The organism is Cytobacillus sp. MT66 (assembly GCF_058792595.1).
The window spans coordinates 113,310-135,201 of sequence record NZ_JBXAFB010000001.1; the positions used below are offsets into that span (position 1 = coordinate 113,310).

Here is a 21,892-nt window from a genome sequence, read left to right on the forward strand (position 1 = left end):
ATAAAATGTTTTCCTTTGAGTCAGACTCCATGCTTGTGGAGGACAGGGAGGATTTAATCGCGCTTTTAAGAATGCGATTTGGTCAGATCCCAGGAGAAATGATTGAAAAAATCTATGAAATGAATGATATGAACACGCTGCAGAGACTCATTCTTGCCGCCGCCAATGCTGCAAGCTTCGAGATTTTTGTCAGGGAGCTTGAAGAAGGTGTCGGCCCAGTAAGAATCGCAGGTGAAGATTTTAATCCGCTGAGCAGCATAGAAAGGAGGGACTGGATAAATGGAGCAAAAGCAGAATAAATTACTAGCTGGATTAAAACATTTACAGCGAGGATCAAGAATTAACGATGGCTGGACAGAACATAGCCCAAGACCGAGAAATTCGGAGGACGTTTATCGAAGACGATGGCAGCATGACAAAATTGTCCGTTCCACACATGGAGTAAACTGTACCGGCTCATGCAGCTGGAAAATTTATGTCAAAGATGGAATTATCGTCTATGAAACACAGCAAACCGATTATCCATCAACAGGGGAGGACTTCCCTGACTATGAACCAAGAGGATGTCCGCGGGGTGCCAGCTTTTCCTGGTATACATACAGTCCAACAAGAGTTAAACACCCCTATGTCCGTGGTGATCTCTACGAATTATGGCTCAACGAACTAAAGTCTGCCGATAATCCTGTTCAAGCATGGGAAAATATTGTCAATGATCCTGAAAAAAGAGCTAAGTATGTGAAAGCGCGCGGAAAAGGCGGATTTGTCCGCGGAAATTGGAAGGAACTATGCCAATTAATCGCTGCTGCCACTATTTACACAATCAAAAAATACGGACCTGATCGGGTCTGCGGTTTCTCGCCGATACCGGCAATGTCGATGATCAGCTACGCAGGAGGAACAAGATTCCTATCCTTAATCGGCGGAACCATCCTTTCCTTCTATGACTGGTATGCAGACCTTCCGCCAGCCTCTCCGCAGGTTTGGGGAGATCAGACAGATGTACCGGAAAGCGGAGATTGGTATAACTCAAAGTATTTCATCATTTGGGGCACAAATATTCCACAGACGCGGACGCCTGATGCTCACTTTATGGTCGAATCACGCTATAACGGAACGAAGGTTGTTGGGGTAAGCCCGGATTATGCGGAATATGAAAAATTCGCTGACATATGGCTGCCAGCAAAGCCTGGTACTGATGGCGCACTGGCCATGGCCATGACACATGTGATTTTAAAAGAATTCTATGCTGATAAAGAAACACCATATTTTGTTGACTATGCTAAGCAGTATACAGATCTGCCATTCCTTGTTATGTTAGACGGCCAAAAAGGCAGCTATCGTTCCGACCGCTTCTTGAGAGCTTCAGACATTGCCCAAGGCAGTGAGCTTGGCGAGTGGAAGACAGTGGTCTGGGATGAAAATTCAAAAAGCACGGCTATTCCAATTGGAAGTCAAGGCTTTAGATGGGATAAAGGAAAACAGAATTGGAATCTGGATCTAAAGAGCGAGGATGGAAAGGCCATTAATCCAAAGCTAAGCTTCATTAATGATTCTGATGAGGTTGTTTTGGTAGACTTCCCATATTTCGCCGAAAAGAAAGGCGGCAAGGTATCTTTAGGCGTTCCGGTTAAGAAAATTAAGGACCAGCAAGGAAACGAGATCCTCGTAACTACAGTGTATGATTTAATGATGGCCCATACAGGCGTCAACAGAGGATTAAAAGGGGATTATCCAACAGATTATAACGATGACAGCAAGCCTTATACACCAGCATGGCAGGAAAGTATTACTGGTGTGAAAAAGGAACATGTTATCCAGGTTGCCAGAGAATTTGCCGACAATGCGGCAAGGACACAGGGGAAATCTATGATTGCCATGGGCGGAGGAACCAACCACTGGTTCCATAGTGACCAAATCTATCGCTGCATCCTTAACCTTGTTTTATTAACAGGATCTCAAGGTGTAAACGGCGGTGGCTGGGCCCATTATGTCGGCCAGGAAAAAGTACGCCCAATTGAAGGGTTTTCGCAAATTGCTTTTGCTAATGATTGGACCAAATCACCTAGATTCATGAATGGTACTTCATTCTTTTATTTTGCAACGGAACAATTCCGCTATGAATATAAAGCAGAAGGCGAAACAAATGACTGGAGTCCAAACAGCAAATATCAAAATATGCATCCAGCGGACTTTAATGCGATGTCAGCACGTCTTGGCTGGCTGCCAAGTTTTCCGCAGTGGACGCAGAATTCCATTGATGTGATGAAGGATGCCCGTGAGCGGTTAGGGGATAACGACCAGGCCGTTATCGAAGATATTGCCAAGCAAATTGAAAAGGGAAACATTCAATATGCAATGGAACATCCCAATGATCCGCAGAACTTTCCGCGTGTCTTCTTTAACTGGCGTTCCAATTTACTCGGAGATAGCGGAAAAGGCCATGAATACTTTGTTAAGCATTTGATTGGCGGAGATGATTCTGTTCTTACAGATACGGAAAATTCCTGGGAGCCAGCAGATGTACAACTGGACAAAAAGCCGCCTGAAGGAAAAACGGATCTATTTATCGCGATGGATTTCCGCATGACAAGCTCTGGGCTATTTTCCGATATTATTCTGCCTGCAGCAACCTGGTATGAAAAATTCGATATAAGCACCACAGACCTTCATCCATTTGTCCACCCATTTAATGCGGCTATTTCACCGCCATGGGAAACAAGAAGTGACTGGGATGCCTTTAGAGAAATCGCCCGGGTATTTTCTGAGCTGGCAGAAGATCATCTTCCTGCTCAGGAGGATGTAGTCATGTCACCGCTGGCACACGATACGATCAATGAAATCGCCCAGCCATTCGGAAAGGTAAAGGATTGGCGCAATGGGGAAATCCAAGCGATACCTGGTAAAACGATGTCTAATCTGACAATCGTTAAACGTGATTATCCGAACGTATACGATATGTGGACGACAGTAGGAGAAAATATCCGCAAAGGTTACGGAACAAAAGGTGTAAAAGTTGACGGAGAAAAGGCCTACAAAGAGCTGTTAAAGAGATTAGGCGTATCCAAGCGTGAGGGTGTAGGAAAAGGCCACCCTGATCTTTTCTCAGACAAACAGGCCATCAACGCGATTCTGCTCATGTCCGGAGCAACAAATGGGAAACGGGCGGTTGAAGGCTGGAAATCGATGGAGGAAAAGACGGGAAAGAGTCTTATGCATATTGCGGAAAACCGCGAAGAAGAAGATTTTACCCTCGATGCACTGACAATCCAGCCTCGCCAAACAATCTCAACTCCTGTCTGGAGCGGTCTTGAAAAGGATAATCGACGGTATTCTCCATTCACTGTGAATAAAGAATACAATATTCCTTGGCATACGCTCACTGGCCGGCAAAGCTTTTATCTCGATCATGAAGTGATTTTGGATTATGGGGAAGGACTGCCGCTTTATCTCCCGCCAGTCAATGCCATGCCATTTTTAAAAGGGGAGAAGGAAGTCGATAATCCAGGGAAATCCATTACCCTGCGATATATGACCCCGCACCAAAAATGGGGCATTCATACAATGTTTACAGATACAAACCAAATGTCCCAGCTGTTTAGGGGATGGCAGGTTGTATGGCTGAATGAAAAGGATGCAGCTTCTGCAGGGATCAAAGACAATGATTTTATTGAGGTATATAACCGGAATGGAGTTGTGACAGCAAGAGCTGTTTTAACGTATCGGATTCCGCGCGGTGTTGCGTTTATGTATCATGCCCAAGACAGGCATATGGGGGTACCGGGCAATACTATCAACAAAAAACGCGGAGGAACACACAACAGTGTGACAAGGATTAATCCAAAACCGACACATATGATCGGCGGATACTCACAGCTTAGCTACGGATTTAATTATTACGGCCCAACAGGAAGCAACAGGGATACAATGGCCATTATCCGTCCGCTGAAGGAGGTTGATTGGCTTGAGAATTAAAGCCCAAGTGGCGATGGTCATGCATTTGGATAAATGTATTGGCTGTCATACATGTTCGGTTACATGTAAGAACACATGGACTAACAGACCAGGGATGGAATATGTCTGGTATAACAATGTTGAAACAAGGCCTGGTCCCGGATACCCCAAGGAATGGGAAAATCGGGACCGCTATAAAGGCGGATGGACATTAAGAAACGGAAGGCTGCACCTGCGCGCAGGCGGACCGATTTCTAAGCTTGCCAACATCTTTTACAATCCGAATATGGCTACGATCGATGATTTTTATGAGCCATGGACATATGACTTTGAACATCTTTCCAAGCGGCCGAAGGGAGAGAGTCTCCCAGTTGCGCGGCCAAGATCAATGATCACTGGTGAATATATTGATAAGCCGACTTGGGGCTCGAACTGGGATGATGATCTTGCCGGTGGAAGTGAAGTCGTGCCGATGGACCCTAACGTCCAGAAACTTCAAGAGCATATTGCCATGGAGTATGAAAAAACCTTTATGATGTATTTGCCGCGAATTTGCGAGCATTGCTTAAATCCATCATGCGTGGCATCCTGCCCATCTGGGGCTCTTTATAAAAGAGAGGAAGACGGCATTGTTCTGGTAGACCAAGATGCTTGCCGGGGATGGCGTTTCTGTATGAATGGATGCCCGTATCATAAGGTGTACTACAATTGGAACACCCACAAAGCCGAGAAATGTAATTTCTGCTACCCAAGAACAGAAGCAGGGCTGCCGACGGTCTGTTCGGAAACATGTGTCGGAAGGATTCGCTATATCGGGGTTGTTCTATATGATGCTGACAGAGTCAAAGAAGCAGCTTCTGTGGAAGATCCTAAAGATTTATACGAATCACAGCTTTCTGTATTTTTAAATCCGAATGATCCTGAAATCATTGAAAAAGCACGGGAACAGGGCATCAACGACAGCTGGATCAAAAGTGCACAGGAATCACCAATCTACAAAATGGCGATGAAGTGGAAAATAGCCCTGCCGCTCCATCCGGAATACCGAACGCTGCCAATGGTTTGGTATGTTCCGCCGCTTAGCCCGATTATGAACCATATTACCAACGAGAATAGCTTAAGTGCGGATGGCTATATTCCTGCAGTAGATGACATGAGAATCCCTATGGAATATCTCGCATCCCTTCTGTCAGCCGATGATACTAGTGTCATCCGCAGGGTTCTTTTGAAGATGGCAGCGATGCGCGTGCATATGCGGGCAAAAACGGTTGGCGGTGTTGATGAGGTGAAGAAAAGTCAGCTGCTTAAGGAAGCGAACACCACAGTTGAAGAGCTGGAGGACATGGCACGTCTATTAGGAGTTGCCAAGTACAATGAGCGATTTGTTATTCCAACAGGCCGCAGGGAAATGGACGATAATCTGCATTATCGGCAAGGCTCCTGCAGCATTGAAGAAATCGCGCCTCCAGAAGGTATGGTGACCTATCCTTATGAAAGAAGTGAGAACGGATGATAAAGGACGATCAAGCAATTCTATTCATTGTCTCCCGCTTCTTGGATTACCCGGACCAGGCTTTTATTGACGAAGCACAAAATCTTGATGCGTTCGTGAAAAAGTATATTTCATCTGAGGAGCTGCAGAAGGAAGCAAGCATACGGCTAAAACCGTTAGTCTCCATGTCACTAACGGAGCTCCAGGAGCATTATGTGTCCCTCTTTGACTACAAAGAAAAAACGGGTCTGTACCTTACTTCGCAAGAGCTTGGCGACAGCCGTAAACGCGGAGGGGCACTGATACAGCTTCAAAAACTAATTGAATATTTAGGGTTTGAACATATTGGAAAAGAACTGGCGGATTATATGCCAATGCTACTTGAGCTTGCCGCAGTTGCGGAGGACTGCAAAGAATTAGACGGGTTGAAGAAAAGACTAGCATATGCAGGGCAGAGAATTTTTTCCAATCTCGCGGAAACTAGCCCCTATTATCATATTTTTGATCTGTTAATGTCTTTTGCACTCGAAGCTCCGACTGCAGACGAAATTTCTCAAGTGGAAAGCGGACGAGAAGAAGCTGATTTGGATGATATGCCGTACCCAATGCTTTATTTGTAGTTTGGGCTTGATTAATAGACTATGGAGGAGTTCTGTCGTCCGAACTGGCGTGAAGTTCGGACGCACTGAGCAGTTTTTGCGGGGGGTGTGTCCGAACCAGGGTGAAGTTTGGACTTGGTAAGCAGGTTTATCGGTGGTTGTGTCCGAACCAGGGTGAAGTTCGGACTCGCTGAGCAAGTTTTTAGGGAGTTCAGTCCGAACCCCAGTGAAGTTCGGACTAGGTGAGCAAGTTTTGCGGGGGTTGTGTCCGAACCAGGGTGAAGTTCGGACTCGCTAAACAGGTTTTAAGGAAGTTTTGTCCGAACCCGGGTCAAGTTCGGACTCAATGAACAGGTTTTAAGAGGTTTCTGTCCAAACCAAGGTCTATTTCGAACCTGATTATTATGTTTAAAAGGAGGATGGATATGGAAGGACTTTTTTGGTGGGGTGTTTTTCCTTATATCGTTGGTACCATTTTGGTCGTCGCCTCTTTTTACCGTTTTATTTTTCGCGGAAAAACGTGGCATGCCCCGTCAACTGAAATTTTCGAGAAAAAGTGGCTTCGGGCTGGTTCCATACTTTTTCATTGGGGCATCGTTTTTGCTTTTATCGGTCATGTCATGGGTGTTCTTATCCCAAGAGAATTTTATTTAGCGATTGGCGTCTCCGATCATTTATACCATTTCGGTGCGATTGCCGGCGGTGGGGTTGCCGGTCTGATGGTTGTCGTTGGCCTGATCATCCTTATTATCCGCAAAGCTACAAACCCAAGAGTAAAAGTCCATGCTTCATTTGCCGACTGGTTTACCGTGATTTGGCTGTTTGTTGTAGCAGGGCTTGGTACATATATGACACTTGTCTATAATACAACGGTGGTCGAATACGAATATCGAGTGACAATCGGTCCGTGGTTTAGAAGTCTGTTTACCTTCCAGCCAGATTACCAGCTGATGCTGGGGGTACCGCTTTTATTCCAAATCCATGTCATTGCCTCATTTATATTATTTGCGGCAATCCCGTTTACCCAGCTTATCCATATGTTTAGTTTTCCAGCCCGCTATCCAGCTCGTGCGCCGCAGCAATATCGGGCAAGGGACGGATATAAAACCAAATAAACAAATAAAAAAATCACTTTCGATAAAAACCGAAAGTGATTTTTCTTGCCTTAAGGCTTTGTAATATCGCTGAACATACCAACATACCTATATTTATTTCCGCTCTCATCGCGAAGGATACTAATCGTCAGCCACTCCTTATAAATCTCGCCGCTTTTTCTTTTATTCCAAATCTCTCCCTGCCAATAACCTTTTTTGTCAATTTCAGCCCACATTTTCTTATAAAAAGAAGCATCATGCTTGCCTGATTGCAAAATACTTGGCGATTTGCCGACTGCCTCTTCAGGTGTAAATTCAGTAACCCTAGTAAATGCTGGATTCACACTGACAATCTTGCCGTCTAAATCTGTTACCATAATGCCTTCACTCGTGTTCTCCATGATTTCACGTGCTAGCGTTAGCCGCTCTTGGTAATACAGCCAGACAACAAGAATGGTACTTGCCAGGGCAAACTCTGACAAGGCCATAAAACCAATAGCATAGTGCCCGGTCCAGCTGAATAGGATGGTTAAAATGATTGGCGGGAAAAACCCCCCTAAACCTCCCATAGCGGAGACAATCCCGTTAACAATTCCTGCCTGCTGGGAAAAATAAAAGGGAACCAGTTTAAAGATGGTACCATTTCCGATTCCAGCACAGATTGCAACCGCCAAACAGCCAACTGTGTAGATTGGCAGAGAAGGGGTGAACGATAAAAGAAATCCAGCGAAAGTCAGTCCAGAAAAAACCACAACTAATATTAAAAAGGAATTAAACTTATCCCCCAGCCATCCCCCAACGGGCCGCAAGAACGTGGCCAAGGCAATGAATCCAGCCGTTCGCATGCCGGCATCGATTTTTTCCAGCCCAAAGTGATTGACCAAAAAGTTAGGCAAATAAATGGTAAAGGCAACAAACGACCCAAATGTAATAAAATAAAATAGGCTTAAAAGCCAAAGTATAGGATTTTTATAAACACTTTTAACCTGTTCAGAAAAGACCGCATGCACCTTTTTCTCCTTGCGATCACCAAGCAGGAAGTTAATAATAGCAACAAGTGCCATTAAGATAATGTAAAATTGAATGGTTGCCCGCCATCCTGCAGAATCCGCAATCACTGGTGCTAAAAAAGATGTAATCGCCGTTCCAATATTACCGGCCCCGTAAATCCCGTTGACAAATCCATGCTTTTCTTTAGGATAATATTTTGGCAGGGAGGTAACCCCGATTGAAAATACCGCTCCGCCAATCCCTAGAAGCAAACCGCCCAGAATGAGGGTTAAAAATGAATTAGCAATACTGATGATAAATACCGGCAAAATAAGCAGGGCAAAGCTTATGGCAAAAATTACTCTTGCCCCGTATCGGTTAGTCCAAAATCCAATTGGGACGCGGAGAATCGACCCAAGAATCACGGGGACTGCTGTTACCAATGAACTTTGGCCATCGGTGAGCGGAATATCCACTCTTATATAAGCCATCAACGATGAAAGGATGACCCATACCATAAAACCGGCAACCAAGCTTCCAGTCTGTAATGATAATTGAAAACCTTTATTTTGCATAATCTTCTCCTTTCAGCGCAAATCCTTTATATTAACTTATTATTTGCCAGTTTCAATAAAAAAATTTTCATTAAAAAGCTTAGTTCGCTTTTATACGAAATAAGACCTGCCTTAAAAGGCTTCTCTGCCAGGTTCATGAAGAAACCCTTTATGTCACACACCATGAAGTTATATAGATATTTTATTAGCTCATACCCAAAATAATCATTGTTCACAGAATTCTTTTGTCAGCGTGCACATATTTCCAAGATCAAATTCAGTGCGTGTGCAGCTTTTCCATGTTACTCTATATTCTAGAGAAATGATTAAAGGGGAAAGCAGCATATGAAATTTGTGTCATGGAATGTGAACGGAATTAGAGCCTGTGTAAAGAAGGGCTTTTTAGATTATTTTCATGAAGTGGATGCAGATATTTTTTGTATTCAGGAATCCAAGCTTCAGGAAGGGCAAATCCAGCTTGACCTTGAGGGATACCATCAATACTGGAATTATGCCTTGAAAAAGGGCTACTCAGGTACAGCTATTTTTACCAAAGCAGAGCCGATATCTGTTAGATATGGGGTAGGGGATAAGGATTCAGAAGACGAGGGCAGAATTATTACCCTTGAGTTCGAAAGCTTCTTTCTGGTGAATGTATATACTCCAAATGCCCAAAGAGACTTGGCGAGACTTTCTTTTCGTTTGGAGTGGGAGGACGAGCTGCGCGATTATTTGCTGGAGCTTGACAAGAAAAAGCCGGTCATCTATTGCGGTGATTTAAATGTTGCCCACCAAGAAATTGATTTAAAAAATGCCAAACCAAATATAGGGAACTCCGGATTCACTTATGAGGAGCGGGATAAAATGACTACTCTCCTTGATTGCGGGTTCGTGGACAGTTTCCGGTATGTGTACCCAGATGCGGAAGGGGCGTATACATGGTGGAGTTATATGATGAAAGTAAGGGAAAGAAATATTGGATGGCGCATTGACTATTTTATTGTTTCCGACCGTATAAAAAATCAGATTAAAGCCGCACAAATTCATTCCGAAGTGATGGGAAGTGACCATTGCCCGATTATGCTGGAGATGGATTTTGCACAATAAAAAAGTATTGGATATTCTCCAATACTTTTTTATTGAAGTTTTAGCGACTCAAGGTCGATAATCTCAATACCTTTTTGCCCTGTTTGTTTAATTAATCCATGTTCCTGGAATTCGGTCAGTTTTCTGCTTACACTTTCCGGTGTAGTTCCAAGATGGGAGGCTAAATCTTTTTTACTCATTGGGAGTGACACCTGCAGTTTGTTTTGTTCTTCTGCCAGTTCAACGAGATAGGAAGCAATTCGCTTGCTGACATCCTCTAGTGTCAGACTGCTGACCAGTTTTTCTGTATGGTCAAGCCGTTTGCTAAGTTCATCAAGCAACTTTAATGAAATGGATGGCCATTTTAGTAAAAATGCTTGAAGATCTTTTTGTCTCATAAAACATATTTCTGTTTTTTCCATTGTTTCTGCATAGTGATCAAAGGCTGTCTTAGAAAATAGCGAAAGCTCTCCCATAAAATCCCCGGGCCCCATAATCCTAATTAGCTGTTCTTTGCCAGATTCTGAAAGCCTGTAAATTTTCACTCGGCCTTTATGAACAATATACATATAGTCTGAGGGATCTCCGGGTTCGTAGATGACCTGTCCTCGAGAAAACTTCTCCATTTTTGTTGTCTTTACGATTTCTTCCATTTCTTCTTGCTTTAAATGATTAAAAGTTGGTACAACGGAAATGCATAAATGTTTCCCGTGATGGTCTGTGTGCCCGCAGCTGCTCAATTTTAAACACCCTTTTCGATCATAATAGCAGGATCTGCTTCTTGCTTCTTTTTCCTCTCACTATTATATCCTACTAAACGGATCGCGTTAAGAATAACAATTAACACACTTAATTCGTGAATGAGCATGCCTGATGCTAAAAATACTTTTTTCAGCAGGACCCCGCCAAGCAAAAGGATTACGGTGCTCACGGCAAAATAGGTGTTTTGTTTCATATTTCTGACGGTTGCCTTAGAGAGCTTTAGAGCGTGAACTAATTTGTCAAGCTTCCCAGACATGAGGACTGCATCAGCTGTTTCCATGGCTGCATCTGTTCCTGCACCGCCAATAGCCAGCCCGATATCGGCTGCTGCTATTGAAGGGGCGTCATTAATTCCATCACCAACCATGGCTACGCGGTAACCTTCTTCCTGAAGCTGTTTTACCTTAGTAACTTTATCTTCTGGGAGCATTTCAGCAAGGACGTGATCGATGCCCAATTTATTTGCGACAAGATTTGCCGTGTGTCGGTTGTCTCCGGTAAGCATATAGATTTTTTTAATGCCATTGGCTTTTAATTTTCTAATGGCTTCTGCGGCTTCTGGCCGAATTTGATCGGCAATGGAAATCAGACCGGCAATCTCTTTATTAATGGCTACAAAAATCACGGTATTTCCTTTTTTCTCTGAACCTAAGGCCTGAATCTCAATTCCTCTGGGTATATAGATTTCTTTATCGAGCATAAGTTTTCGATTCCCAATCGCAAACACGTTTTTTTGTATTTTCCCAGTAATCCCCAACCCCTTAATAACCTCAGCCTCATCCGGTTTTTCATTAAGTGAAAGATTGCGGCTTTTTGCTTCCCGAACGATTGTTTGACCGAGATGGTGTTCTGAAATGGTTTCTGCCTGTGCGGCAAATTGCAATAAGTCATTTTCATTGATTGTCATGGCTGCGATCTCTGTTATTTCAGGCTGGCCTTTCGTTAAAGTTCCTGTTTTATCGAATACAACTGCATTGACCCGAGCAAACTTTTCAATCATTTCCCCGCCTTTTATGAGGATGCCGTTCTTAGCCCCATTGCCTATACCAGCAACAATAGATACTGGAGCAGAGATAACCAAGGCACCTGGACAGGCAATGACTAGGAATGTCAATGTAAGATCAATATCTTTTGTGATTATATATACAAGGATTGATAGGATGACAATGGCAGGGGTATAGAGATTCGCAAACTTTTCCAGGAACTTTTGCGTTTTAGCCTTAGCTTCCTGAGCTTCCTCAACAAGTTCAATGATTTTTGAGTAGGTTGTATCATCGCCAACCTTTTCTGCAATAACCTCAATATAACCGCTATCTAGTATTGTGCCTGCAAATACGTGATCTCCGATGTTTTTCCTCGCAGGATACGGTTCCCCTGTGATAGCTGCTTCATTTAGAAAGCCTGTACCGGTATCGATAAACCCATCAGCCGGCACTTTATCACCTGAACGAATAAGAACCCGATCACCTGCTGTTAATTCCTCAACAGGTAATTGAACAGATTCACCTTTCCTAATAACATTCGCTTCTGCTGGAACAAGATCCATCAGTGCCTTAATAGAAAACCTGGTCTTAGCCAGTGTTTTTGCTTCAAGAAAGGCACCGAATAGAAATAAAAACGTGACTGCAGCAGATTCCGTATATTCTCCAATGATTAAGGCGCCGATAACTGCAATCGTTACAAGCAATTCAATGCTGAACACTTTCATTCTCAATGCCTGAAAAGCCTTCCTCGCAATCGGAAACCCCGCTGCTCCAGTCGCAGCCAGCAAGAACACATCCATCATTAAACCTAACCCTAACCATTTAGCTGCAAAAGCCGCAGCCAGCATCACAGCCGACACACCAACAACAACCGACCTCATCCTCTGAGTCATACCACTCACCCTTTCGCACTTTAAATCAGCGGGGGTCAGGCCCCCGACATGGTAACGCGTTAAACCAGTGGGGGTCAGGCCCCCAGTGCTTTAACGCATAACAGGATAACCAAGCTTTTCTATCGTGGATTGAATGTCAACAGGTTTGATGATGGTTTCATCATATTTGGCTTTGACTTTGCTTGAGTTAAAGAGTACTTTGGCTTCGGCTACACCTTCTTGTTTGTATAGTGCGCCTTCAATTTTTTTTATACATGATGGACATGTAAGCGGTTCGAGCTGGAAAGTAACTGTTTTCATGTGCTTTTCCTCCTAATGTTGAGCTTTGTTTACATCTTCATTATAAGAGGTACCCTATGGGGCTTCCTTGACTAAGGTCAAGTTTGAGGCCCTTTCCTTGAAAGGCTAATTAATTAATGAAATAATAAATGAAAAAACTGGAAGGGAGTAATTATTTAATGAAGGTATTTGTTGTAGGAGCTAATGGACAAATTGGCAAGCACCTAACCCGTATATTAAATGACAGCAAGGAATTTACCGTCAGAGCTATGGTTAGAAATGAAGAACAGGCTAAAAACTATGAAGCAATAGGAATTGAAACAGCATTAGCTAATTTAGAAGATACTGTTGATTCCATAGCCAATGCAGCAAAAGGCTGTGATGCGATTGTTTTCACAGCTGGTTCAGGGGGACATACAGGGGCAGATAAAACCTTGCTAATTGATCTGGATGGTGCGGTAAAAACGGTGGAAGCTGCTGAAAAAGCCGGCATTAAGCGATTTGTCATGGTCAGTGCGCTTCAGGCAAATAACAGGGAAAATTGGAATGAGAAAATTAAGCCATATTATGTTGCCAAGCATTACGCTGATAAGGAGCTTATGCGAAGTAATCTGGACTACACAATCATTCGTCCAGGCGGGTTACTAAATAAACCGGGGACAGGAAAAATATCTATTGGGGATCAGCTTACAAGAATAACTATTCCCCGCGAAGATGTTGCCCAAACGATTGCTGCTGTTCTTAAAGAAAAGGGCACGTATAAGCGCTCTTTTGATTTAGTGTCAGGAGAAGCACTCATTTCAGAAGCAATCAAGAACATTTAGCAGAAAAAGGAAGTAAAATCATCTTGATAAACGGTCAAGATAAAATATAATAATAAGTAATGAAAATAGTAAGGTTCTCTAGGGTTCCGCAGAAACATCTGTTCTGGTCTGGTCCGAGAGAGAACCCACAGTGCAAACTGTGACACGGAGGGATAAAAGCCCGGGAGATAACTGTTCAAAACAGCTATCTGCCGGGCTTTTTTATTTTTTCCTTAGGAGGGAACATGAATGAATTGGCTAAAAGTATTTATAGCGGCATTTTTCGAGGTTTTCTGGGTCATTGGCCTAAAACATGCATATGATTTTTGGACATGGGCGGGAACAGTTATTTGTATAATTGTCAGTTTTTATTTATTAATCATGGCAGGGAAGAAGCTGCCTGTTGGTACGGTTTATGCAGTATTTACAGGATTGGGCACAGCAGGAACCGTCCTGTCAGATATCCTTTTCTTTGGCGATCCACTAGAACCGGCAAAGATCATTCTAATCTTAATCTTATTAACGGGTGTAATCGGGCTTAAGCTAGTAACAAAAGAGGAGCCGTCTGAAGTGAAGGAGGGAGCCGCCTAATGAGCTGGTTTTATCTTGTTCTGGCAGGAATGTTTGAAATGACCGGGGTTACAGCTATCAACACACTTCATAAAAACAAGAACTGGCAATCCTTAGCCTTTCTTATGATCAGTTTCGGAGGCAGTTTTTTATTTCTCGCATTAGCGATGGCGCATTTGCCGATGGGAACCGCCTATGCGATTTGGACTGGAATCGGTGCCTCTGGGGGAGCTATTCTTGGGATGATTCTTTATGGTGAACCAAAAGACTGGAAGCGGATTTTGTTTATTTGTTTGGTTCTTGGGGCAGCGATTGGGTTAAAGCTTACATCGTAAAATGAGGATCATTGATATATATCACTGAATGAATGCATTAATTACCCTATAATATCCTAATCAGATAATGGGAGTGGTTAATATGGAATTAATTGCCTCAGGGGATATACCGGAATTTTTACAGGAAACAGAAATCATTAATTTTCGTAACAACAAGATCCTTGCCAAAATTGAAGAGTTCAATTATATGGGTAAAACAAAATTAGAACGCGCCAAATTAGCATTTAATTTTGTACGAGATGAGATTCAGCACTCTTTTGATGTTGATAGTAAATTTGTTTCAATTACTGCTTCAGAAACATTAGAGCATAAGGAAGGAATATGCTTTGCCAAGGCACATTTGCTTGCAGCCTTTTTAAGGGGAATGAATATTCCGGCAGGGTTTTGTTACCAGCGGGTCACAAGAAAAGGAACTCCTGAATCCGGTTATGCCCTTCACGGTTTTAATGCTGTCTGGCTTAACGAGATGGATTCATGGTTTAGGGTTGACCCCCGTGGAAACAAGCCAGGTGTTTACTCGGAATTCAGCGTTAGTCCAGAAAAACTTGCCTATCCAATTAGAGAAGAACTGAAAGAAATTGATTACCCGTATATTTTCAGCAGCCCATTGGATTCTATTATAGATTCAATGAAAAATTCGCTTGACTGCAATGAATTATTTTACAAAAGGCCCGAAAGCATATAATTGCTTTCAGGTCTTTTTTACATCTCTAAACTTGAAAATTTTTCAATAATTCTTCCATAATAAATCCATACTAACTTTGGGGTGAAGTCAATGTATCATTTGCTGTCACATAATGATTTAGATGGTGTCGGATGCGGCATCCTTGCTAAGCTTGCTTTTGGCAAAAATGTAAAGGTTCGTTATAACTCTATTTCCGGCCTTGACCGCGAGGTAGAATGGTTTTACGAGAACGGGGACAGGGACACATCTCTAATTATTACTGATCTCTCCGTCAACGAGGAAAATGAAAAGCGGCTGGAAAAGTTTTTTCAGGCAGGCGGAAAAGTTCAGATGCTTGATCATCATAAAACATCCCTCCATTTCAATGATTATGAGTGGGCGCATATTGTAGTCGAGGATGAGGATGGGAAATTGACTTGTGCGACATCATTATTATATGAATACCTGGTAAACCGAAGCCATTTAAATCCAGCACCCGCTATTGCTGAATTTGTGGAGCTTGTCAGACAGTATGACACATGGGAATGGGAAAAGAATAATAATCAGCAGGCCCAGAGATTAAATGCATTATTCTTTCTTGTATCTATTGATGAGTTTGAAGAAAAAATGATTGAAAGACTTCATACAAGTGACCATTTTTCCTTCGATGATTTTGAAAAAAGAATTTTAGATATGGAAGAAGAAAAAATTGAACGGTATATTCGCCGCAAGCGCCGCGAACTTATTCAGGCCCAGATTGGATCACATCTGGCAGGAATCGTTCATGCTGAATCTTATCATTCTGAACTTGGGAATGAATTAGGGAAGGAATATCCGCATCTTGATTATATCGCTATCTTAAATATGGGCGGAAAACGAGTCGGATTCAGAACGATTCATGATCATATCGATGTGTCTGAAGTAGCGGGAAAATTTGGCGGCGGCGGCCACGCAAAAGCTTCAGGCTGTTCTTTAACCGACAGCGCCTATAAAAAATTTGTTGCTGGGACATTTCATCTTGAACCATTAAGAGAAGATGCCAGAAACACTCGGTACAACGTAAAGGAATCATCATTCGGCACACTTTATAAAGACCGTGAAGAAAACCTTTATCTTCTTAAACGGGTATCTGATTCTGAGTGGAAAATTGACCGAAACAAGAAACAAATGGATCAAACCTTTGAAACTTATGAAGAGGGTGTGTATTTCTTAAAAAGAAATCATGCAGCTTGGCTTGTAAGAGATGATACATTTGTTGACTATTTACTAAATGAAATAAAAAGGATGAAAAAAACCGAACAATCGTAAAATTATTAAAGAAATTTTTGGGAAAAGACCGATTACTTTATCGTTTATTTTACGGAAATATAAGCACAATAAGAAGGATTTAAAGAGACAGAGGAGGTATTTAAGTGTCCAAGGATAAGCAAACGCCATCAAGGCAGGTCGATCAAAAGAAATTGCTGAACGATAAAGTACAAGCGCAACGGGCCAATAATTTTGATGACGGCCATGTTCGAAGAGTTACTTTAAATGGAGCCGATGGCCAATAATAAAAGGAATACTAACAATGGAAGGGGATATAACAGATCTCCTTCCTTTTATTTTGCCATATAAATAAAAGACATCAGGGAATTCTACCTTTTATAGGGGGATGACGGATGATTCGCACATATGCAGTTACAAATGAATGGAGACTTATCGAAGATTTGCCAAAAGAGCAGTTGTTTAATCCGGAAATTCGGTGGTTTTGGATGGACTTTGATTCACCAACCGATGAGGAATCACAAGTTCTAAATCAAACTTTTGACTTCCATCCGCTGGCTATTGAAGACTGTATGCATAGATTGCAGCGTCCAAAGCTCGATTACTACGATGGCTATGATTTTTTCGTACTCCATACCCTTAATCAATCCACTCTTTTGCCAGAAGAAATTGATGTATTTGTCGGAAAAAACTTCATTGTAACCTACCATTTATCCACGTCACCTGAAATTATAATGATTCGGCAAAAAATGACAAGCGACAAAAAAATCCTTGAAAAAGGGGCCTTAAATCTTTTCTATATTTTAATGGATAAAATTGTTGATGAGTATTTTCCGTCACTATACAAAATAGAAGATGAAATTAATGAGTTAGAGATGAAAGAGGACAGTGTGATAGAGGATTTATTCGAAATAAGAGGTCAACTCCTCAAGCTGCGCCGGACGATTTTTCCGATGAGAGAACTGCTGTACAGAGTTTTAAATTCCGAACGTGTAATTATTCCAAAAGAGGAAAGATTGTATTTCATGGATATTTATGATCATTTATTAAGGCTTTCAGAAATGATTGAATCTAATAGAGAAATGACAAATGATATCCGTGACAGCTATATATCACTTAATTCAGATAGAATGAATAATATCATGAAAACCCTCACTGTTATGTCTTCAATTTTCATTCCATTAACCTTTATTGCCAGCATTTACGGGATGAACTTTGAATATATGCCGGAGCTAACATGGCATTGGGGCTATTTTGGTGTACTTGGCGTGATGTTTTCCGTCGGGACGATTCTTCTGATTGTTTTATGGAAAATGGGCTGGTTTGATTAAGGCAAAATTCAATGCCACCATAGAGATTTCGCATGAAAATAGCCTTGCCAAAACCAGAATTTAGTCGTATATTTGTTTAGGGAAACTGGAAGGATAAAAATCAATAGATAAAAGTAGAACTTTTATGAACATCTTTGTGAAATTTCTAACAAATTGGGATTATCTTTCAGTTAATAATATGAATAAATATTTGTACAAAGGGGTTTAGGAAATGACAGCGACAGTTACTGAAACAAAGCCTGAACAGCAATTAGAGTCTGTTAACCAAGACAAGCTTGATATTCTTGATCAGCTATTAAAGCCAGAGGTTCAAGATGCTTTAACAGCTTTAGTGGAGCAATTACCTAAATTAACTGAACTGCTCAATATTCTTAACAAGTCATATGACTTTGCTCAATCCGTGGCAACTGACGACGTATTAAAGAATGACACTGTTGGCGCAATTAAAGAAATTGCAGGACCAGTAAAAGATTCTGTAAAATCAATCGCATCTGCTGCTATTGAAGCAAAAGATCGTGCGGATGAAAAGAATGAAGTAATTGGTCTTTTCGGTCTAATCAAAATGATAAAAGATCCGCAGGCACAAAAACTTTTCCGTTTTGTTAATGCCTATCTTGAAATTTCAAATGAACGCAAACAACAAAAATAATTCTTTTATACAACAAAGTTAGGGACGGAGGATTTAAACATGTCAAAACATATCGTTATTGTAGGCGCAGGTTACGGCGGTGTTCTTACTGCGTTAACTGCACGTCAATATTTAAACGCAAAAGACGCATACATTACTGTAGTAAACCAATACCCAACACATCAAATTATCACTGAATTGCACCGCCTTGCAGGGGGAACAATCTCTGAGAAAGCTGTCGCTCTTCCATTGGATAAACTATTCAAAGGCAAAGACATTAATTTAGTGATTTCAAAAGTTGAATCATTTAATGTTGATAACAAAGAAGTAAAGCTTGATAATGGACAAACCTTATCATATGACGCACTTGTTGTTGGTTTAGGAAGTGTTACTGGATACTTTGGCATCCCAGGACTTCAAGAAAACAGCATGGTGTTAAAATCTGTTGAAGATGCAAATAAAATCTTCAATCATATTGTTGAAAGAATCGAAGCATATTCTAAAACTAAAAATGAAGCCGATGCTACGATCGTTATTGGCGGCGGCGGTTTAACAGGTGTTGAGCTTGTTGGCGAAATCATCGATAACATGCCTAAAATCGCTAAAAGTTATGGCGTTGACTTCAATGACCTTAAAATTAAGCTTATTGAAGCAGGTCCGAAAATTCTTCCGGTGCTTCCGGACAATTTAATTGAGCGTGCTACTGAAAGCTTAGCAAAACGCGGTGTTGAGTTCTTAACAGGACTTCCTGTTACAAAGGTTGACGGAAATGTCATCGAGCTTAAAGATGGACAAAAAATTACTGCCAACACATTTGTTTGGACTGGCGGCGTTGCTGGCCATCCTTTAGTCGGCGAATCAGGTCTAGCATGTGACCGCGGACGCGCAACTGTCAATGAATACCTTCAATCTACTTCACATCCTGAAGTATTTATCGTTGGCGACAGTGCTGTTGCATTCCCTAAAGAGGGCGGTCGTCCATACCCTCCAACTGCACAAAATGCTTGGCAGATGGGTGAACTTACTGGCTACAATTTATTTGCTTTCTTTAATGAAAAAACTATGGAAGAATTTAATCCTGTTAACTCAGGTACACTAGCAAGCCTTGGCCGCAATGACTCTGTTGCTTCCATCGGTGCAAACGGAACACAGCTTAAAGGCCTTCCAGCTACATTAATGAAAGAAGCAAGTAATGTTCGTTATCTTTCACACATCAAAGGCTTATTTGCTTTAACTTATTAATAATGAAAAATTATATCTCCCTTGACTTACACGAGTCAAGGGATTTTTATTTGCCTCAAACTTTAAAATAGTCCCACTATTACTAGTCATGCTATAATTAGTTTAAAATTTCAAAATAATATGGCAGGAGAATAAAAATGGAACATACAGAGAAATTATGGGATGAACTTGCAAAAAGTGTAATTGGAAGAAAAACAGAATTGAAGCTTTTGCTGACTGCTCTGCTTACTGAGGGACATGTTCTTCTAGAGGATCTCCCCGGCACTGGAAAAACAACTATGGTAAAAGCATTTGCAAAAGGATTAGATTGCCTGTTTGCGCGGATTCAATGCACACCTGACTTGCTGCCATCAGATATATTGGGTGCTTCTATCTTTAACCCAAAGGACAACGATTTTCATTTACGAAAAGGGCCTGTATTCACGAACGTATTATTAGTAGATGAAATCAACCGGGCACTTCCTAGAACACAATCAAGTCTATTAGAGTGTATGGAGGAAAAACAGGTGTCAATTGAAGGGGAGACGCATAAGCTTCCCACTCCGTTTATAGTTTTAGCTACACAAAATCCGATTGAAATGGAAGGAACATTCAAATTGCCTGAAGCGCAGCTTGATCGGTTTTTAATCAAACTTTCACTTGGATATCCTTCCATAACAGAAGAAGAACAAATGCTTGAATTAGTCGGTGATGATATTCCATTTTCAAAAATCAATGCAGTATTCAACCCAGGGCAAATTAAAGATATGCAGAATCAATGCAGGGAGATTGCTATTCATCCGTCTATTATAAAATATATTACTGCCTTGGCTCATAAAACCCGAAATCATCCTTATATCTCTGTTGGAGTAAGCCCTCGCGGTAGTAAGGCACTCTACAAAGCAGTTAAAACTTGGGCATACCTAAATGGAAGGACGTATGTTCTTCCAGACGATGTAAAGGAAATGGCCCCGCATGTATGGAACCATCGCCTGCTCCTTAAAACAGAAGCAAGAATTAATAACAGAGGAGCAGAAACAATTTTACAAGAAATTCTTGATAATACAAATCTCCCAGAAGAAGCGGTCGTCCATCTATGAGTGATATAAAGAAGGTGGATGAAAATAATAGTGGAGAAAAACAAGAAGCTCCGTCAATAAAAACAAGTATTTTTTTCGGAAAATATGCAATTTGGATATGGACAGGCTTTTTGCTCGCTGGTGTTTGGTTTTCCTTTACTCCACTGATCGCTGTCAGCATATTTTTGCTATTATTAAGCGTCCTTACATTCTTTTGGAAAGAACGATCACTTAAGAATTTGACTCCCGAACTTCGAGTCAATAAAAGCAGGATCTTTGCTAGTGAGCAATTCCATGCTGAGGCCTCGCTAAAAAACAATAAATGGCTGCCGCTGATATGGGTTGAATGGGAGTTTCCCAATAAAAATGAGGTTATATGGGGCGAAGCAAAACAAGAAAAATATATTATCCGATTCCTTTGGCTATTATGGTTCCAAAAAATTTCCTGGAGTGTAAAAGGGGAGGCTGCTAAACGAGGGGTGTACCATATAGGAAACATCACACTTAGATCTGGCGATGGATTCCGTTTTTCGGAAAAGGAAATATCATATTCACTTCACCAGCAGCTTTATATCTATCCGAAATTATATCCAGTAACTGTTCCCGAATTTAATCCTTCTATCAGATGGCAAGTAAAAGGCAGACAGGGCGGATTTTTAGAGGATCCTTTGATAATTAATGGGATAAGAGAGTATCAGCCTGGAGACGAATGGCGAAAATTTAATTGGAAGGCAAGTGCCCGGACAGGGAAAATGCTGACCAACATTTATCAGCCTGTCGTTACAAAGCAAGTCTTAATCTTTATTGATGTAAAGGGATTTTATGTACAGCTGAATGAGGAAGGTGATAAGCTTCGGGAACTAATAAAGCTGGCAAGAAAAAAACAGGAGGAGTTTGAGTATTTGCTCTCCATTGCTGCATCTGTTGGCGAAGCGTATCATCAAAAAGGGATTCAGGTTGGTTGTTACGGCAATGCCATTAACTATCTTGGAAATAAGCAGCAATATATTTCCCCAGCCGCAGAGATTACACCTTTTTTAGACTCGCTGGCTGAACTCACTTATCGAGTCGGAACTGAACAAAAACAAGTGCTTGATCATATGCTATATGCCGGGATGATGGCAGATCCTTTCATGATATTTTGTGAAACCATTACTAAGGAACATTACCAATGGTATGAGCTGCATAAGCATGAGGTGCCCTTGCTTGGAATCTATTATCTTTCAGAAAGCGAATATTCCCAAAAATTAGCTGGAACCGCCAAAAACACCAATGCTTTATTGGCCTCGAGCTAAGACATTTAGAGGGGTAA

The 21,892-nt window shown here is 41.6% G+C and carries 21 protein-coding genes and 1 riboswitch; of the genes, 17 read left to right on the forward strand and 4 right to left on the reverse strand.

The features are described from left to right. The first annotated feature begins 5 nt into the window (after positions 1 to 5). From AC1Q59_RS00535 to narI, 5 genes are all read left to right on the forward strand, one after another. The gene (locus AC1Q59_RS00535; protein ID WP_492363811.1) at positions 6 to 299 is read left to right on the forward strand and encodes a hypothetical protein; all 294 of its coding nucleotides are present in this window, start codon (positions 6 to 8) and stop codon (positions 297 to 299) included. After that, entirely contained in the window at positions 280 to 3,972 is a 3,693-nt protein-coding gene (locus AC1Q59_RS00540; protein WP_492363812.1) for a nitrate reductase subunit alpha, read from the forward strand. The genes AC1Q59_RS00535 and AC1Q59_RS00540 overlap by 20 nt, the downstream gene beginning before the upstream one ends. After that, positions 3,962 to 5,464: a nitrate reductase subunit beta gene (narH, locus tag AC1Q59_RS00545; RefSeq protein ID WP_492363813.1), complete on the forward strand. Its 1,503-nt coding sequence runs from the start codon at positions 3,962 to 3,964 to the stop codon at positions 5,462 to 5,464. Before AC1Q59_RS00540 ends, narH begins: the two co-directional genes overlap by 11 nt. Further along, positions 5,461 to 6,063 (forward strand): nitrate reductase molybdenum cofactor assembly chaperone, encoded by a 603-nt coding sequence (gene narJ, locus AC1Q59_RS00550; RefSeq protein WP_492363814.1) that lies wholly within the window; start codon positions 5,461 to 5,463, stop codon positions 6,061 to 6,063. The genes narH and narJ overlap by 4 nt, the downstream gene beginning before the upstream one ends. Positions 6,064 to 6,467: 404 nt before the next feature. Beyond that, on the forward strand, positions 6,468 to 7,157 hold the full coding sequence (gene narI / locus AC1Q59_RS00555; protein ID WP_492363815.1) for a respiratory nitrate reductase subunit gamma: 690 nt from the start codon (positions 6,468 to 6,470) through the stop codon (positions 7,155 to 7,157). Positions 7,158 to 7,207: 50 nt separating this feature from the next. Here narI and AC1Q59_RS00560 read toward each other — a convergent pair whose 3' ends face one another. Next, a complete protein-coding gene (locus AC1Q59_RS00560) occupies positions 7,208 to 8,701 on the reverse strand; it encodes a nitrate/nitrite transporter (protein WP_492363816.1) in 1,494 nt (497 codons plus the stop codon). Positions 8,702 to 9,025: 324 nt separating this feature from the next. On the opposite strand from AC1Q59_RS00560, the gene AC1Q59_RS00565 reads away from it, so the two are divergent. Continuing rightward, positions 9,026 to 9,787 carry an exodeoxyribonuclease III gene (locus AC1Q59_RS00565; protein WP_492363817.1) on the forward strand — a complete coding sequence of 254 codons (762 nt, stop codon included), beginning with the start codon at positions 9,026 to 9,028 and terminating at the stop codon, positions 9,785 to 9,787. Positions 9,788 to 9,816: 29 nt separating this feature from the next. On the opposite strand, the gene AC1Q59_RS00570 is transcribed toward AC1Q59_RS00565, so the two are convergent. The 3 genes from AC1Q59_RS00570 to AC1Q59_RS00580 all read right to left on the reverse strand — a co-directional run bounded on the left by AC1Q59_RS00570 (position 9,817) and on the right by AC1Q59_RS00580 (position 12,704). Beyond that, a complete protein-coding gene (locus AC1Q59_RS00570) occupies positions 9,817 to 10,506 on the reverse strand; it encodes a Crp/Fnr family transcriptional regulator (protein ID WP_492363818.1) in 690 nt (229 codons plus the stop codon). Between the two features lie 2 nt (positions 10,507 to 10,508). Further along, on the reverse strand, positions 10,509 to 12,404 hold the full coding sequence (locus AC1Q59_RS00575; RefSeq protein ID WP_492363819.1) for a heavy metal translocating P-type ATPase: 1,896 nt from the start codon (positions 12,402 to 12,404) through the stop codon (positions 10,509 to 10,511). Between the two features lie 90 nt (positions 12,405 to 12,494). Beyond that, positions 12,495 to 12,704, reverse strand: coding sequence for a heavy-metal-associated domain-containing protein (locus AC1Q59_RS00580; protein WP_492363820.1), 210 nt, complete (start codon positions 12,702 to 12,704; stop codon positions 12,495 to 12,497). A gap of 158 nt (positions 12,705 to 12,862) precedes the next feature. On the opposite strand from AC1Q59_RS00580, the gene AC1Q59_RS00585 reads away from it, so the two are divergent. The 11 genes from AC1Q59_RS00585 to AC1Q59_RS00635 all read left to right on the forward strand — a co-directional run bounded on the left by AC1Q59_RS00585 (position 12,863) and on the right by AC1Q59_RS00635 (position 21,875). Then, positions 12,863 to 13,507: an SDR family oxidoreductase gene (locus AC1Q59_RS00585; protein WP_492363821.1), complete on the forward strand. Its 645-nt coding sequence runs from the start codon at positions 12,863 to 12,865 to the stop codon at positions 13,505 to 13,507. A gap of 67 nt (positions 13,508 to 13,574) precedes the next feature. Further along, positions 13,575 to 13,676: riboswitch (guanidine-I (ykkC/yxkD leader) on the forward strand. A 59-nt stretch (positions 13,677 to 13,735) separates the two neighbouring features. Beyond that, positions 13,736 to 14,077: a DMT family transporter gene (locus tag AC1Q59_RS00590; protein WP_492363822.1), complete on the forward strand. Its 342-nt coding sequence runs from the start codon at positions 13,736 to 13,738 to the stop codon at positions 14,075 to 14,077. Then, positions 14,077 to 14,391: a DMT family transporter gene (locus AC1Q59_RS00595; RefSeq protein WP_492363823.1), complete on the forward strand. Its 315-nt coding sequence runs from the start codon at positions 14,077 to 14,079 to the stop codon at positions 14,389 to 14,391. The genes AC1Q59_RS00590 and AC1Q59_RS00595 overlap by 1 nt, the downstream gene beginning before the upstream one ends. A gap of 82 nt (positions 14,392 to 14,473) precedes the next feature. Then, a complete protein-coding gene (locus AC1Q59_RS00600) occupies positions 14,474 to 15,076 on the forward strand; it encodes a transglutaminase-like domain-containing protein (protein ID WP_492363824.1) in 603 nt (200 codons plus the stop codon). A 90-nt stretch (positions 15,077 to 15,166) separates the two neighbouring features. Further along, complete coding sequence (locus AC1Q59_RS00605; protein ID WP_492363825.1) at positions 15,167 to 16,363, forward strand: DHH family phosphoesterase; 1,197 nt, start codon at positions 15,167 to 15,169, stop codon at positions 16,361 to 16,363. Between the two features lie 104 nt (positions 16,364 to 16,467). Beyond that, the gene (locus AC1Q59_RS00610; protein ID WP_492363826.1) at positions 16,468 to 16,608 is read left to right on the forward strand and encodes a hypothetical protein; all 141 of its coding nucleotides are present in this window, start codon (positions 16,468 to 16,470) and stop codon (positions 16,606 to 16,608) included. Between the two features lie 108 nt (positions 16,609 to 16,716). Continuing rightward, a complete protein-coding gene (gene corA / locus AC1Q59_RS00615) occupies positions 16,717 to 17,652 on the forward strand; it encodes a magnesium/cobalt transporter CorA (RefSeq protein ID WP_492363827.1) in 936 nt (311 codons plus the stop codon). Positions 17,653 to 17,863: 211 nt separating this feature from the next. After that, positions 17,864 to 18,301 carry a helical membrane plugin domain-containing protein gene (locus AC1Q59_RS00620; protein WP_492363828.1) on the forward strand — a complete coding sequence of 146 codons (438 nt, stop codon included), beginning with the start codon at positions 17,864 to 17,866 and terminating at the stop codon, positions 18,299 to 18,301. Positions 18,302 to 18,340: 39 nt separating this feature from the next. Then, positions 18,341 to 19,522, forward strand: a complete 1,182-nt coding sequence (locus AC1Q59_RS00625) for an NAD(P)/FAD-dependent oxidoreductase (RefSeq protein ID WP_492363829.1) — start codon at positions 18,341 to 18,343, stop codon at positions 19,520 to 19,522. A gap of 137 nt (positions 19,523 to 19,659) precedes the next feature. Then, positions 19,660 to 20,601 (forward strand): AAA family ATPase, encoded by a 942-nt coding sequence (locus tag AC1Q59_RS00630; protein ID WP_492363830.1) that lies wholly within the window; start codon positions 19,660 to 19,662, stop codon positions 20,599 to 20,601. Then, positions 20,598 to 21,875, forward strand: a complete 1,278-nt coding sequence (locus tag AC1Q59_RS00635; protein ID WP_492363831.1) for a DUF58 domain-containing protein — start codon at positions 20,598 to 20,600, stop codon at positions 21,873 to 21,875. Before AC1Q59_RS00630 ends, AC1Q59_RS00635 begins: the two co-directional genes overlap by 4 nt. Positions 21,876 to 21,892 lie beyond the last annotated feature (17 nt).